General features: G+C 60.2%; 17 protein-coding genes and 1 pseudogene. 5 read left to right on the top strand and 13 right to left on the bottom strand.

The window, feature by feature from the left end; all coding sequences use genetic code 11:
* Positions 1 to 2: 2 nt before the first annotated feature.
* On the bottom strand, positions 3 to 689 hold the full coding sequence (locus tag HLG82_RS01500; protein WP_193326988.1) for a class I SAM-dependent methyltransferase: 687 nt from the start codon (positions 687 to 689) through the stop codon (positions 3 to 5).
* A gap of 174 nt (positions 690 to 863) precedes the next feature.
* On the opposite strand from HLG82_RS01500, the gene HLG82_RS01495 reads away from it, so the two are divergent.
* Complete coding sequence (locus HLG82_RS01495; RefSeq protein WP_193326987.1) at positions 864 to 1,001, top strand: DUF2231 domain-containing protein; 138 nt, start codon at positions 864 to 866, stop codon at positions 999 to 1,001.
* Between the two features lie 63 nt (positions 1,002 to 1,064).
* Complete coding sequence (locus HLG82_RS01490; protein ID WP_193326986.1) at positions 1,065 to 1,421, top strand: cytochrome b5 domain-containing protein; 357 nt, start codon at positions 1,065 to 1,067, stop codon at positions 1,419 to 1,421.
* Between the two features lie 21 nt (positions 1,422 to 1,442).
* Here the strand turns inward: HLG82_RS01490 and HLG82_RS01485 are convergent, their stop codons facing one another.
* Both HLG82_RS01485 and HLG82_RS01480 read right to left on the bottom strand, forming a co-directional pair.
* Positions 1,443 to 2,510: a GTP pyrophosphokinase gene (locus HLG82_RS01485; RefSeq protein ID WP_193326985.1), complete on the bottom strand. Its 1,068-nt coding sequence runs from the start codon at positions 2,508 to 2,510 to the stop codon at positions 1,443 to 1,445.
* Between the two features lie 202 nt (positions 2,511 to 2,712).
* Complete coding sequence (locus HLG82_RS01480; RefSeq protein WP_193326984.1) at positions 2,713 to 3,123, bottom strand: GNAT family N-acetyltransferase; 411 nt, start codon at positions 3,121 to 3,123, stop codon at positions 2,713 to 2,715.
* Positions 3,124 to 3,190: 67 nt separating this feature from the next.
* On the opposite strand from HLG82_RS01480, the pseudogene HLG82_RS01475 reads away from it, so the two are divergent.
* Positions 3,191 to 3,883, top strand: a pseudogene (locus tag HLG82_RS01475) (type I restriction-modification system subunit M); the annotation flags it as partial.
* A 79-nt stretch (positions 3,884 to 3,962) separates the two neighbouring features.
* On the top strand, positions 3,963 to 4,619 hold the full coding sequence (locus HLG82_RS01470) for a hypothetical protein (RefSeq protein WP_193326982.1): 657 nt from the start codon (positions 3,963 to 3,965) through the stop codon (positions 4,617 to 4,619).
* A 25-nt stretch (positions 4,620 to 4,644) separates the two neighbouring features.
* Here HLG82_RS01470 and HLG82_RS10625 read toward each other — a convergent pair whose 3' ends face one another.
* The 4 genes from HLG82_RS10625 to HLG82_RS01455 form a co-directional block, all read right to left on the bottom strand.
* A complete protein-coding gene (locus tag HLG82_RS10625; RefSeq protein ID WP_439654667.1) occupies positions 4,645 to 4,959 on the bottom strand; it encodes a hypothetical protein in 315 nt (104 codons plus the stop codon).
* A complete protein-coding gene (locus HLG82_RS01465) occupies positions 4,956 to 6,233 on the bottom strand; it encodes a recombinase family protein (RefSeq protein WP_439654666.1) in 1,278 nt (425 codons plus the stop codon). The genes HLG82_RS10625 and HLG82_RS01465 overlap by 4 nt, the downstream gene beginning before the upstream one ends.
* Positions 6,234 to 7,622, bottom strand: a complete 1,389-nt coding sequence (locus HLG82_RS01460) for a recombinase family protein (RefSeq protein ID WP_255313917.1) — start codon at positions 7,620 to 7,622, stop codon at positions 6,234 to 6,236.
* Between the two features lie 67 nt (positions 7,623 to 7,689).
* The gene (locus HLG82_RS01455) at positions 7,690 to 7,899 is read right to left on the bottom strand and encodes a dihydroorotase (protein WP_255313916.1); all 210 of its coding nucleotides are present in this window, start codon (positions 7,897 to 7,899) and stop codon (positions 7,690 to 7,692) included.
* 624 nt (positions 7,900 to 8,523) lie between these two features.
* On the opposite strand from HLG82_RS01455, the gene HLG82_RS01450 reads away from it, so the two are divergent.
* The gene (locus tag HLG82_RS01450; RefSeq protein WP_193326979.1) at positions 8,524 to 8,712 is read left to right on the top strand and encodes a hypothetical protein; all 189 of its coding nucleotides are present in this window, start codon (positions 8,524 to 8,526) and stop codon (positions 8,710 to 8,712) included.
* 83 nt (positions 8,713 to 8,795) lie between these two features.
* Here HLG82_RS01450 and HLG82_RS01445 read toward each other — a convergent pair whose 3' ends face one another.
* The 6 genes from HLG82_RS01445 to HLG82_RS10615 all read right to left on the bottom strand — a co-directional run bounded on the left by HLG82_RS01445 (position 8,796) and on the right by HLG82_RS10615 (position 13,777).
* The gene (locus HLG82_RS01445; protein ID WP_193326978.1) at positions 8,796 to 9,638 is read right to left on the bottom strand and encodes an N-acetylmuramoyl-L-alanine amidase; all 843 of its coding nucleotides are present in this window, start codon (positions 9,636 to 9,638) and stop codon (positions 8,796 to 8,798) included.
* A complete protein-coding gene (locus HLG82_RS01440) occupies positions 9,638 to 10,108 on the bottom strand; it encodes a phage holin family protein (protein WP_065415356.1) in 471 nt (156 codons plus the stop codon). The genes HLG82_RS01445 and HLG82_RS01440 overlap by 1 nt, the downstream gene beginning before the upstream one ends.
* Positions 10,109 to 10,193: 85 nt before the next feature.
* Positions 10,194 to 10,397 (bottom strand): hypothetical protein, encoded by a 204-nt coding sequence (locus tag HLG82_RS01435; RefSeq protein ID WP_193326977.1) that lies wholly within the window; start codon positions 10,395 to 10,397, stop codon positions 10,194 to 10,196.
* Positions 10,394 to 10,834 (bottom strand): DUF1617 family protein, encoded by a 441-nt coding sequence (locus HLG82_RS01430; RefSeq protein WP_193326976.1) that lies wholly within the window; start codon positions 10,832 to 10,834, stop codon positions 10,394 to 10,396. Before HLG82_RS01430 ends, HLG82_RS01435 begins: the two co-directional genes overlap by 4 nt.
* Positions 10,835 to 10,854: 20 nt before the next feature.
* Positions 10,855 to 12,417, bottom strand: coding sequence for a gp58-like family protein (locus HLG82_RS10620; RefSeq protein ID WP_255313915.1), 1,563 nt, complete (start codon positions 12,415 to 12,417; stop codon positions 10,855 to 10,857).
* A gap of 22 nt (positions 12,418 to 12,439) precedes the next feature.
* A complete protein-coding gene (locus tag HLG82_RS10615; RefSeq protein WP_255313914.1) occupies positions 12,440 to 13,777 on the bottom strand; it encodes a phage tail spike protein in 1,338 nt (445 codons plus the stop codon).
* Positions 13,778 to 13,780: the final 3 nt, after the last annotated feature.

Genomic DNA, 13,780 nt, shown 5'->3' with positions numbered 1-13,780 from the left:
GCCTATCTCCCCCTCTTGACCGCGCGCAGGAGCCCGTCAAACCGGTGATGAGCCCCGGCTCCGCCGTCAACGTGACGATCCACCACCTCATCCTTGACGACCTCCCAGCCGTGACCCAGCGCCGCACGCGCATCGGCCGGCGTCATGAACATCTCGAAGTCCGGGCCACGGTGACCGTGCGCATGGGCATGCCCGTGAGCGCCTTGCTCCTGGTGGCCGCGCTCGGGGCCGCCCGACTGAGGGTGGCCGTGCTCAGGGTGGCCGTGCTCAGGGTGGCCGTGGCCCGGAACGTGGTGGACGAAGAGGAGAGTTCCGCCAGGTGCAACGAGATCGCGGATGCGGGCGAACATCTGCCCCTCCTTCGGGACAACGGGGTAGAAAGCAGTGACCAAGTCAAACTGCCCTGTGACCTCAGCGATATCCCCCACGCGCCAATCCACGTTGGCGCCAGCGGCATCGGCCGCCTTGCGCGCCCGATCGATTGCCACCGAGGAGATATCCACGGCCGTCACTTGCCATCCGCGGGAGACCAGCCACACGGCGTCGGCACCCTCACCGGCCCCCACATCGAGGGCCGTGCCGGGCGCGAGGCCCTCTACCTCCCGCAGGAGCAAACCGTTGGGCTGACCACTCCACACCTGGTTCGAGGAGGAGTAGCGCTCATTCCATTCCGAAGCTGTTGTACGCATGCGTTCACGCTACCGGAGCACTCCGACATTTTTCCTCCCTCACGCCACGGGCGATCAGAACCAGCACAAGCGACGCCCACGCGTACAACCAGTTCGGGACACCTCAGCCGATTCGCGTAGGCTATCCCTAGCGGCCCAGCCTAGGCAATCTAGGACTAAAGTTTGCTCGCGCTCATGAATATTCCTCTGCATCCCCTCGCGGTTCACCTCCCCGTTGTCCTGGTAACGCTGTCCATTCTGTTCTTACTTGCCTCCATGACAACCGCGCGTCTCCGCGCGATCACCGCGACGCTCGGGGCCGCCTTCACCTAGGCATCCTTCGCCGGCCTGCTTCTCGCAAAGGAAACGGGCGAATCGCTCGCCCTGCCCGCACGCATGCTGACCGGGCCGGCAGCCGTCACTGCGCTCATCTTCATCGTGCTGGTTGCCATTCAGGGGCCCAAGCAGTGTGGGGCGCCCAAGCCGCTTCCCCCCTCAACCACTGCCACCACGGCAGCCGAGAACTACGCACTCGACCAGGCAGCCCGCCACAACAACGCCGACTCGTGCTGGTCCGCCATCGATGGCAACGTCTACGACCTCACCACCTGGATCAACAGGCACCCGGGAGGCTCTAAGCGAATCATGGGCATTTGCGGCACCGACGGCAGCACAAAATTCAACGACGAGCACGGCGGCGGCGAGGTCTCAAGGACGCTCGCCCAGTTCAAGATCGGCGCACTCACGAAGTAACGTTGGCGACGGCGTCGTGACCTAAACCTTGCCGCGGATACGGTCGTAACGCCAGCCCAACTGCTCCGGACGCTGCGGACGGTTGCCAGCATGCCCCGCGGTGGCCAGGTATTCGTCGCCGAAGACGGCAAGAAGATCGTCGTCCAGGCGACGCACCTGCGTCACCGACATGTCGTAGGACATCAGCTCCTGGACGCGCTCGCTATCGACCTTCCTCAAAGTCGCGGCAAGCTCGCCCATCGTTTTCAGCCCGCAGGCCTCGACGAGCTCGAGCCCGAAGGCCAAGCCCGCCTTCGTCGGACGCTTATCGCGCGGGTAAACCACGTTAAGCAACCTGCGAAGACTCTCCTCATCAATCGGCGAATCCGCCTCCGCGCCACCCTGCCCCCACTCGGGAGCAACCGGCTTGTCCTCGCGCTCTTCCTCCGGCCGCCACGACTCCACCGCCGGCCGAGCAATCACGCGGTCAATCGCCACAAAAATCTCATCCAGGGAGCTACGGGTATCCGCAGCGGCGGCAAAGAGGAGGTCGATCGTCGCTTGGTCATGCTCGGACAGGGCATGGAACTGCTTGCCCTTGTAGCGCCGCGCATGCTCAAACTCGGCCCAGGCGTGCGCCGCGACCGTGCGCACCTGAATCTCCAAGCCACCAAACTCCTCAAAGTAGCGAGCAAGATCCCCGCCCTCCACCAGCCAAGACGGCTGATTCGTGGCATTTTCACCGATCACGATAAAGTGGTGGCAATCGTAGCCGCGCGCCTCATAGGGACGCTCCGCGCCAGGATTACGATCCTCGTCCTCCTTGACCACGAAACGGTCCCGGATCAGGTCACACACGCGCTCGCGGTCAGTGCGCGAATAGGTGATGATGCGTGCCGCGACCACGTCAGTCACCTGCGCCAACGGGTCATCGTAGTTCTTCTGGCGGCACTTGTTTTGGAACGAGGCAATCGTCTTCGCACGCGAAGCCACGTGATGGGCCTTGATACTCGGGCCCGTCAGCATGCGCCGAAGATACAGCTCAACCTCCGTCGCAGCCGAGGGAAGCCAATCCCAGATGCGGTAATCAACGTTGTCCAGTGCACTCATGCGCCCACCTCACTTCTCCGCATCCATGTTAGCGCGGCGCGGCGGGTTGGAGGCCGGTTGGGGACGATTGGGGTGGCCCGGCGCCGGTTGGGGCCCGAGCCTGTCCTTCGATGTAGAAAAATGAACTGATCTTCGTATATATGAGGATCGGTCCAAAAATCGACATCGTAGGACGGCCAAGCACGGCAGCCAAGCACGGCAACTAGGCGCGCAAGCCCCTCACAAGCGCCCCCGGATTCCTCTTCCCCATCGCTGACAGCGGGAAAAATCCGAGGCGCTCGTAATATCCGGCCAGTTCCTCATCGCAAGCAAGGTCGATCGAGTACATTTCTTCGAGCTGGTCAAGGATTCGCCTCACCAGCTCCGTTCCGATGCCGTGTCCTTGGTAGTCGGGATGGACTTCGAGCCACGGGATAAAGGCGGTCAGCACGCCATCGCTGATCGCGTTGATGTAGCCCACCACGCGCTCGCCGTCGAACGCCCACACACGCCTGTAGGACGAGTCCATGACCTGGATTAACTTTTCCGGGCTAGGAGGTGCAGGCCAACCGGCGAAGAACCCCGATATTTGGTGAGCGCTCGCGGCTCCGACCTCGGTGCGATAGGTAATCATGCACACGAATGTATCAGGCGCCGCCCACAGCACCCTCGTTGGCCACGGTTGTGAAACAATAGCCGACATGGCACGAACTTCGATTTCGACGGCGCAGCGCGCGGAGCTTCACAAGACTATTTGGCGGATCGCCAACGATTTGCGCGGTAGCGTGGACGGATGGGATTTCAAGGCTTACGTGCTGGGGATGCTCTTCTACCGCTTTATCTCTTCGGCACTGACCGACGCGGTGAACAAAGACGAACACGCTACTGGCGATACGAGTTTCGATTACGCCACGCTTCCCGACGCCGCCGCGGAGATTGCCCGCGAAGCCACAGTTACCGATTTTGGTTACTTTATTCTGCCTTCGCATTTGTTTGAGAACGTGCGCCGTGAGGCTGCCCGGAATGAGAACCTCAACGAGACGCTCGACGCTGTTTTTAAAGCTATTGAGGGCTCGGCCGTGGGGCACTCCTCAGAAAATGACCTCAAGGGCCTGTTCGCCGACATCGACGTTAATTCACCCAAGCTCGGGCCCACGGTGATTGAGCGTAACAAGAAGTTGGTCAAGCTCTTGGACGCGATTGGCGATCTGCCCTTGGAGTCTGCTGGCGCGCTTCAGATCGACGCCTTCGGTGACGCCTACGAGTACCTCATGACGATGTATGCCTCTTCGGCGGGAAAGTCAGGCGGTGAATTCTTCACCCCGCCGGAGGTCTCCGAGCTCCTGGCAAAGCTCACGGTGGTGGGCAAGACTGAGGTGAACAAGGTCTACGAAACTTTCATGCCACGCTGGATACAAACGCGCGCGAACTACGATTTGGCCGCCTGATTGGTTCATTGAAAGGTACCGTGAGATGACATTAGACGGCTTCCTTGCGGCCTTCTCGGAAAGGTTGCATAATCTAGCGACTTTTATTGCTTCTACCTACATCGCTTGTGTTTTTTGGGGCGTGTTCATTGCTGGAACAAGCGGCTATGATCTACTCGGCAAGATTCTAAAGGTACTTGGCTTTGATTCCGCAACGAATTGGGCAGCTTCGGTGGCAGACAGAATTGAGAAAGCTAATGCGTATGAAGCCGTGCACGTACTCCTTGGTATTTGGCTTATTGTCTCACTCATCTTCTTTGTTGTCGACTACGCAGGCACAATCACAGGGAACCTGTTACCACAGTCAGCAATATCTACAGCTTTTTTCTGGTGCATTCTAACCGACTTCTTCTATCAAGGCTCTATATGGGGATTGCATACGTTAGCCATACTTGTTGCTGTCGGCTTCATCATTTTTCATAGTCGTGAATTTGGGAAAGAATTTTGGGTACCTTCAGTGATGGCGGCAGTAGCACTTATTGTTAGCCCTTTATATGCAGTCCTTGCTATACCGTTTTGGCTAGCCTCTAAGACTGAACCATCAGAAATTGCGAAGTCAACAAATCGTGTAGTTTCAGAGCTAGAGAAATTACGTGAAGCAATCGACAGAAAACGTTCTTCCGGAGAATTTGGAAAACGATAAGCGCTGAGCGGTAACATGGCGAGATTTACTCGGGCTTGATGGCGACTACTTGGGTGCTGCCGTCGCGGAATTGAAAGGTGACATTGCCGTCGACGTCGACGGTGCCTTTTTCGAGCAAAGCTACGCAGAGGTATGGGCTGAAGACCAACTGGTCAAGTTCAAGGTTGGCGGTCTCTTGCCTGTAGTAGTGGTAGGCGGCCAGTCGGTTGTTTTTGTGCTGGATCTCGGCGACCACGGCAGCGTGATCAGCTAACAGCGCCTGGTGCTGTTCGTGGCTAGCGTTGAACGCCTTCTCGTAGGCTTGCTGGTCTTGAGCGACTCGTGCGTTGCGGGCGATCATCGATTGGAGCTTTTTGGCCACCTCATTGATCTGAGCGAGAAGCCCGGCGGCCTCAACCTCCAGGTCACTCGTGTCGAGGGCGTCGAGAACGGCTTGGTTGACACCTGTGTCGGTCGATGAGCCGAATCGAAGGCGAATGGCCTTAAGAAACATGTCCTTGAGTCGTTGATCGCTGATGTGCCTGTGGCGCATTTTTCCTGGCCTGCGTATTTGTGGCCGCACCGCCAGATGACCTTTTCGTACTTACTGCCCGCGTGCCAGGTTTTCGAGCCGAAGAAGTGCCCACACTGGCCGCACTCGAAGGTCGACGAGAAGGGGCGGGTGCGATGCTGGGTTCGCTGATCCCTAGCGCCTTTAGCTATTTCGGCTTGGACGAAGTCCCACACTGCCGGGCTGATGATCGCCTCATGGCTGGCGGTGACGTAGTACTGGGGTACTTCGCCTTGGTTGATGACTTGACGTTTCGTCAGGTAGTCAGCGATGTACGACTTCTGCAGGAGGGCGTCACCCTTGTATTTCTCGTTGGTGAGAATCGCTCGTATGGATTGGTAATACCAGGTCTTGTTGCCTGCAGCGGTGAAGGTCTCTGGTTCGTCGGTGAGGGTGCGGGCGATCGTTCCGATGGACATGCCACCTAAGTACATGTTGTAGATCCGGCGCACAGTTTTGGCTTGCTCGGGGTTGATGACGAGGCTGCCGTCTTCACCTTTGTCGTATCCGAGGAACCGAGAGTATGGGACGGTGACCTTGCCGTCGGCGAAGCGTTTGCGGTGCCCCCAGGTGACGTTTTCGGAGATGGAGCGGGCTTCTTCTTGCGCCAGCGAGCTCATGATGGTGATGAGGAGCTCGCCCTTTGCGTCGAAGGTCCAGATGCCTTCTTTCTCGAAGAAGACCTCCACGCCTTTGTCTTTGAGCGCTCGAACGGTGGTGAGCGAGTCGACGGTGTTGCGGGCGAAACGGGACACGCTCTTGGTGATGATCAGGTCGATCTTGCCGTCGAGCGCGTCGGTCACCATCTGCTGGAATCCGGCGCGGTGTTTGGTTGAGGTGCCGGTGATGCCTTCATCGGTATAGACCTTCACGAACTGCCAGCCTGCGTGGTCGCTGATGTAGCGGGTGTAGTAGTCGACTTGGGCTTCGTAGGACGTGACCTGATCGTCGTGGTCGGTGGACACGCGGGCATACCCGGCGACCCTGCGCAGGGTTGTTTGTCCAAGTGGAGCACCAGTGTGGAGCGCTCGGGTGGCGGGGATTGCTGTGACGGTGCGGGCCATTTAGCGTTCGCCTCGCTCGGCGCGCAGCCGCTCAGCCTCTGCCTTGGCCACGGCCCGGTACTTCGCCAGCGCTTCTGGTGGTGTTGGTGCTTGCCGTGGGTTGTCCAACCCGAGCCTTTTGGCTTCGGCCCAGCGAGTACGCACGAGTTCACCCCAGGCGGCTTTTCTTACTGGGGTCCACGAGCTCTTCTTCAGGTTTGGTCGCCACGTGTGCGAGCTGCTGGTGCCATCGGTGTAGTGGAACGTGTAGCGGTCTTTTCCCTGCACGTCGATGTGGTCGATACGCTCGGTGAACACGTCCTCGTCGAAGGCCTCGATACCCAGGACTCGGGCGATGAAGCCTTTGAGTGCCGTGTCAGAGATCTCGCAGGTGCCGCATCCGGTTTTGCGGCCTTTCTTGCGTTCGGTGCAGATCCAATGCTCGGTGGAGATCGAGTTTTGGGTTTTCGGATTGCGTACGTTGCGCACAAACGAGCAATCGCAGGACACGCATTTGATCTTCGACGTCAACGCCACAGTTTCGATGGACCAATTCGCGCGGGCACCGAGCTCGCGACGTCGAGCGATCTCGGTTTGTACAGCGGTGAAGGTGTCGCGGTCGATGATCGCGGGGATCGCGTTTTCCACCAGGTATTGCGGCAACTGGCCGGTGTTGCGCACTGCTCGTCCAGGCTTACCCTCCGGAGTGGACCATCGCCCTAACAGGAGGTCGCCGGTGTAGTGCGGGTTCTTCAGGATGTGACGGACCCATTCGCCGGGCAACTTGTTGTCAGCCAGGTGTGGAACCCTGCCGTCGGCGATGAGCTGCGCGGCCATCTTTTCGCACGAGATCTTCTTCATGTACTGGTCGAATATCCAGCGCACCACGGCTGCTTCTTCTTCGATGATCTGGACGTCGGTGCCGTCAGCGGAGTCGGTGTAACCGTACAGGTGGAAGCCGTTCGCTTTTCCTTCTTCGAAGCCTTTCCAGATACGCCACTTGACGTTTTGGCTGATTTGCTCTGATTCTGCCTGCGCGAAAGAGGCCAGCAGGGTGAGCATGAGTTCTCCGTCAGCGCTGGTTGAGGAGATGTTCTCTTTTTCGAATCGCACCTCCACCCCGAGGTCTTTCAGCTCGCGGACGGTTTCGAGCAGGTCGACGGTGTTGCGAGCGAATCGCGAGATCGACTTGGTGAGGATCAGGTCGATTGCCCCTTCCCGGGCAAGGGCCAGCATTTCTTGGAACTGGGGTCGATGTGTGGTGGTTCCAGAGATTCCAGAATCGGCGAACACTCCGGCGAACGTCCAACCGGGAGTGTCGTGAATGAGTTGCTGGTAGTAGGAAACTTGGGTGGACAAACTCAGCGGTGTGCGTTCGGTTTCCATGCTGATGCGGGCATACGCTGCCACTTTCACAAGCGGAGAAGCACTGATCGGTGGCGGGGTGATTTGCTCCATTCTCTTCAAGGTATTTCTCCTAGTCAGACAGGGTTTCAGGTTGTATCCATACATCACTCAAACCCTCGAGATAGTCAACGAAACTGGCTCTTTGTAGGGCGGCCAAGGGCGCATCGGGGGCGTCGAGGCGCTGGCAGACGGTGATGGCTTCGCGTGGGGTGAGGATGCTGCGTTCGAGAAGCTGCTTGACCTGCGTGAGTTGGTGATGAGCCGTCAGCTCGGCTGCCATGTTCATCGTTTACCGCCACGGGTGTTGAAACGGTGCTGGATGTAGCACGGGTGGCAGCAGTACTTGCGTTTCGCCCGGCTTGTGCGAGCCACAGTGACCTGTCGGTGGCAGTTCGCGCAGACCAGTTCTTCGGTGACCACGGTTCGGTGGGTGGCCCACCAGGCTCGTCGGCACGCGGTGGAGCAGAACTTCGAGCCTTGCCGGAGCTCGATTGGCTTGCAGCAGTGCAAGCACCACACTCCAACTGGGTCCGTGACCTGCTCAACGGCAGGGTCGACGGTGATTCTGTGTCGCAGACAATAGGTCTTGACACTGTTGGCGTTGAGGTCCAGGTGCGCGGCAATACGAGAGTAGGCAACTCCTGCAGCGCGCATCATCTGGATGTGATGGTGATCAGTCTGGTTCAGAGCCATGAGCAGGCCCTCCTGGCAACGAGGCGAAAGGTGGTCGCCCATACGCCGGTTGCACCAGACGAAACCGGACAGCAGAAACAAAGCCTCCCTGCCGCGTTCGCACCCATGTCTGGGATCTGCGCCCCAATTCGGATAAGGCAGCTATTCTTTGCTCAATTCACAATCTGGAGCCATCGACGTGTGAACCGTGACAGAGCAAGGGCGGGTGAAGATGACTGACGACGACCGTGAACTCCCGGTGTTTGTCGACGACCAGTCGTACCGAACCTGTTCAGAATGCGGCTCAGATTGTGTCCCTGACCCGTTTGCTGCAGGCGAAGGTGAAGGCATGCGTATCGCGTTCATCTGCCCGAGCTGTGGAGTGCAGTCCGTCATCGACCCGTTCGAAGACCTGCGGTAAACACCAGCTCCGCAAACGCACAAAAGGCCCCGCCACCACCTCGATGAAGGTGATGACGGGGCCAGAGAGTGTTCTCGTGTGGGTTAGCCGATGCCGAGCTTCTCGTTGACGCGCTTCTGTACGGCCGCGTAGTTGGCTCCGAGTCGGCGCTTGCGTTCCTCGCCGTTGCCATAGTCTCCACGGATCACCGCATCAGCCAGTGCATCGATGTTGACGGAGGGCTTGGCGGGGCTTACTCCGGCGAGTTTCTCGTTCACGCGTTTCTGCACCGCAGCGTAGTTGGCTCCGAGTCGGCGTTTGCGTTCCTCGCCGTTGCCGTAGTCTCCACGGGTCACCGCATCAGCAAGGGCGTCGATATTGGCGGAGGGCTTGGGCGTGGGCGGTGTGGGCTTTGCCGGTGGTGTCGGGGCGGGCTTGGTGCCGCTCATGCGGTCGTACCAGTACTGGGCGCGTGCCATGTAGGCCGCATGCTGGCTTCCTGCAAGGGAGGCCGGGCATTCGGTGGAAGAGAAATGCTTGTGGCCGAACACGTTCTTGCCCCACACGGGTCGTCCGAGCTTGTAGTAGTGGCAGATGGCCGCGACGAGGTGAGCACCGTTGTCGAGGCAGGCCTCGGAGATGCGCCAGGGCTTGGAGGAGATGTCGGCGTGTTCGATACCGATGGAGGTGGTGTTGGCTTCCCAGTTGCCTGCATGCCAGGCGGTGTCGCGGTCCCAGACGAGTTGGCCGATGCGACCGTTGGAGTCGACCTGGTAGTGGGCGGATGCTTGGCGGGTCTGCCACACGTCCCAGATGGACTTGATGGTGAGGTTGCCTGCGTTGTGGTGAATGATGACCTTGTTGATCTTCCGTCCGCTCCGCCCGGCACTGTAGTGCTTGTTCATCAGCCGGTTTTCGTCGGCTTCGAGGGTGGTCCAGTTCTTCATCAGAGGTTCTCCTTTTCTGCTGAGGTGGTGGTTTGGTTGGGGTGGTGTTCGAGGTCGGGTTTGCCGGTCACGTCACGGGTGACCAGGTCCAAGGCGCGGCGGATGTGGGCTGGTACGGGCAGCCCGAGCCGGGTGGCGTTTTCGATCAGGGAGATGCCTTCGTTGGACAGGTAGAACACGACGGTGGCGGTGCGTAGTGCTCCGGGTGTTCCAATGACGTGCACGTCGAGCAGATGGGCAAGTCCGATCAGGGCGAAGATGAGGATCTTGCGGGAGATGCCCCGAAACCCGATGGCTGAGGAGACGCGGCGTTCGGCGATCGCGGCGAGCACGCCGGTGATGTAGTCGAATACGACGAAGGCGATGAGCGCGTACACCAGGCCGTCGAGGCCTCCGAGGAACGCTCCGATGACAGCCCCGACCCCGGCCAGGCCGGTTTGGATCGTGGCCCAGATAGCTTTGAGCGACATAGAAAGTGGGTTCCTTCCCGTTTGTGGGCACACGACAAAGGCCCGCACCGAAGTGGTGTGGGCCTATTGGCAGTGCAGTTGGGCGTTAGAGTTCCGGGCTGGTGAGGATCTCCGGGATCGGCTCGTACAGGTCGATCGTCCCGGTGTGTTCGGTGGGCACGGCAGGCGGTTGATCCGTGGCCGGGGTGGCCGAGACAGTGTGGAGGGCTTTCGGGCCGCTGCCAATGACCTCAACGATCCCTTCCTCGTCGTCCTCACCGGTCACGGGTGTATCGATTGGGGTGCTCATGGGTGCTGCTCACCCCTGGTGAGGGATTCGGTGATGGCGTCGTAGAGCGCGTCGTAGGCAGCTGCCGCACTGCCGGTGAGTTCCATCTCCAAGGCATCGAGGAAGCTGAGGACGTCGTGGCCGTGATGCTCGTAGGTGGGGCCTTCGACTTCGACGCGCTGGGCCAGCAGCGCCTGGTGCTGGGCGTGGAACCCGGCGGCGTGATCCGGGTCGGCCAGGGTGAGGGTCCCGTCGTCGTCGATGACGGGTTGACCGTCCTCATCACACACGGCGTGGGCGCGCACGAGCTCGTATTCGTCTTCGGCGAAGCTGGCATAGGTCTGCTCGAGAAGCCGGATGAGTTTGCTGCGTGCCCTGGACGCGCCACCTGTCAGCGGCATGTCGTCAAGCAGTGCGATCGAGGGGCGGATCTGGTGTGCCGGTAGGAGGAAACGCATAGGTAGTCCTTTCTGTTCGGTTAGCTCAACGTGGTCGACATGGACGACAGTCCGGTGTTGCTGAAGTAATTCCAGGTGATGTTGCCGTTTGCGCCACTGTTGATATTTTTCACCCAGCCTTGGTTCAGCAGCGAGATCAGTGAGTTCATCCGTGACATGAGGTCTTTGACTCGGTTGAACACGCTGGTCATGTTGTAGAAGGTGTTGCCGCTGATCACGTACAGGTCGTTGGTGTGGAACACGACCTTGGACCTGCCGCTGCTTCCTGCCCAGCCGGGGTAGGTTCCGACACCGTTGAGGGTGCAGTCTTGCGGGATGATGATCCGGTTTCCTTGGGTGTAGAAGTCGTGCCCGTGGGTGCGTAGCGCGGCACCGAGGTGGATACCCGACTTGCCGTAGAACTTGCCCCTGGGGTCCAGGGTGAGCATGGTCGTGTAGGAGGTGCTCGTCGACGTCGTCTTGTACGACCAGCTGATGTAGTCGCCGGTGTGCTCCAACGAGTTCGAAATACCACGTATGTCCGCTGCACCGGCTTTCGATTGCTGCCCGGTCCATCCGATGAAACGAGAACCGTAGTAGAACCGCATCCCCGACGAGGTGATGGTCCCTTCCAACGTGGACCCGTTGTACCAGGCGATCTGCGTGGGGCTGATGCGAATGGAGTTCGTCCACCCCGCCAGCCCCACCTGGATGGCGTTGGTTGCGAGCTTGTCCGCCGTGATCGACCTCGCCCCGATACGTGAGGCATTAAGCACCCCGGTGGTGATTTTGCCTGCGTCCAGCGCACCGATCTTCGCCGAGGTTATCGCCGCATCCGCGATCATTCCGGTCTGGATGAACCCGGTTGCGATCGTGAGCTTGTCGCTCGTGATCGATCCGGCCGCGATCCGAGCCGCAGACAGGGTGCCGGTGGTGATCTTCGAGGCCGACAACGAGCCGATTTTCGCGTCCGTGATCGCTGCGTCCGCGATCATGGCCGTCTTGATGAACCCATCAGCGATCGTGAGCTTGTCACTGGTGATAGAGCCTGCCGCAATCCTGGCAGCCGCGAGCGTACCGGTGGTGATCTTGGCAGCCGACAGGTTGGCGATCTTCGCGTCGGTGATCGCCGCGTTAGCGATCATTGCGGTGGTGATCGTGGCGTCATCGATACTGGTTCGGCCGGTGATGTGTATGCGTTTACCGTCAATCAAGATGGTTTCGGGTGAGATGTTGATCTGGGAGATGATCTCGCCCGAGCGCACACGCAGGTTCAGGTCGCTGGCCATCATTGAAAGTGACGAAGCAAGGCTGTTATCCGAATTCGTCAGCTCAGTGAAACGGGCCTCACTACTGGTTTGAACCTGCCGTGCCGTCTCGTAGGCCGTATCGGCACGGTGTTGCGCTTGGGAAACTGAGCTCTCAAGCCCGGCTACCTTCACGCCAGCCTCTCCGGCTACAGCCTCAGCTTCCCGCGCTGTGGCTTCGGCCTGGCTGGCCGCCTCGCGTGCCTGACCGATCTCGGTTTCGGCTTCGGTGAGGCGAGCAGCGACAGCGGCAGCTGCCGCTTGGGCATCTGCAGCTGCGGTTTTCGCGGCCTCCACCTCAGCGCGAGCCTCGGCGAGCTCAGCGCTGACCTGGGCATGGGTTGAGGTCCGTGGCGAGGGCTACCCAGCCGGGTTCGCCGGTGTCGGTGAGCTGGTAGATCCAGATCTCGATCTGTTCACCGTTGTCCTTGAACCACGTGTCGCCCAGGCGGGCGGCAGCGGGCTGTTTCGGCCCGTAATGGTTGGTGGATTTCCCGTCCGCTGATGCCAGCGCCACGCCAGCAAGATCAGCGGCCATCTGGGCGGCCGTCTGCGCGGTGGTGATCTGGCGGGTGATCGAGGTGAACTTCCCTGCAACCGACCCCAATTCTACCGACACGTACGCCTGTCGTAACGGGTTGTATTCGTAGCCGACGACCCGTGCGGATAGGGACACGCCCAGGTCGGCGTGCTGCACCGTCACCGTGTCTCCCAGCAGGACGGTCTCGAGTTCAGCGAGGTCGGCGTACTCGCTCGTGGAGGCAAGGTCGACGAATGAGACGGTGTAGCTCGCGGCAGGGGTATCGATGTGGTTGGTGGCGTACTCGGCCTTGGCGGCTTGACGAAGAAGGGCGTGTGCCTGCGGCAGGGGTACTTCGTCCTCGCGGGGGTTGTCGGCGTCGGCGATCGCTTTGATGTCTGGGTAGCGAATGACCTTGATGTGTGGGATCGCGTAGTGATCGACGTGTGGTGAGTCGACGTAGAGCTCGGGCAGGGTGATCCCGTCAAACCCGACCGGCACGATCCGGGTGACCACGTTCGTCAGATCGACAGTGGCGGTGTAGCCGGTGAGGTTCTTGCGATCGCGGATCACGACCCCACGATCTGCGCCGCGTGTGGCGGCGTGGTGGATGTGCCAGTTATCGCGCGTGAGCTCTCCGGCCCACCGGGAGGCGAACGTGTTGTCCGAGCCCTGGTTCATGATCGCGGCGGCCAGGTTCATCCGCACCACACGCGCAGAGGCCCTGGTGGTCGTATCGGAGCTGGTCGCGGTGAACCGGTGCTTCGTGGTGGCAGCACCAAGGAGCTGGTCGAGGGCCGCCTTGGGGGTCTTGTTGACGACGAAGGTGTCGGCGATGAAGTTGCCTGCCAGGTCGTAGAACAGGTGGAAGGCCGTGACCTCCAGCAGCCCGTCCAGGCTCGTGGTGACCTCGTGGATGCGAAACCCTTGCCGGATGGTGGTGCCGGGAACAGGGGCTGCGATGATCGCCTCGACTGCAAGCTGTGATGCCAGCGGCCCGTTAGCCGGGTAGACAATGGTGAGTTGGTAGGCTCCGCCGAGCTCCTCAATGACACGGGCGTCGATGAGTTCCGGGTCGAGGACGCCCTCGCCGGTGGCGGTGAACGTGGTGGCAGTCGGGGCATGCACGGTGAGCATCGG

This window comes from Trueperella pecoris, assembly GCF_014926385.1.
In the GTDB taxonomy this organism is placed as follows: domain Bacteria; phylum Actinomycetota; class Actinomycetes; order Actinomycetales; family Actinomycetaceae; genus Trueperella; species Trueperella pecoris.
The sequence above is the reverse complement of the archived record's forward strand: the minus strand, read 5'-3'. Positions and strand labels throughout refer to the sequence as shown.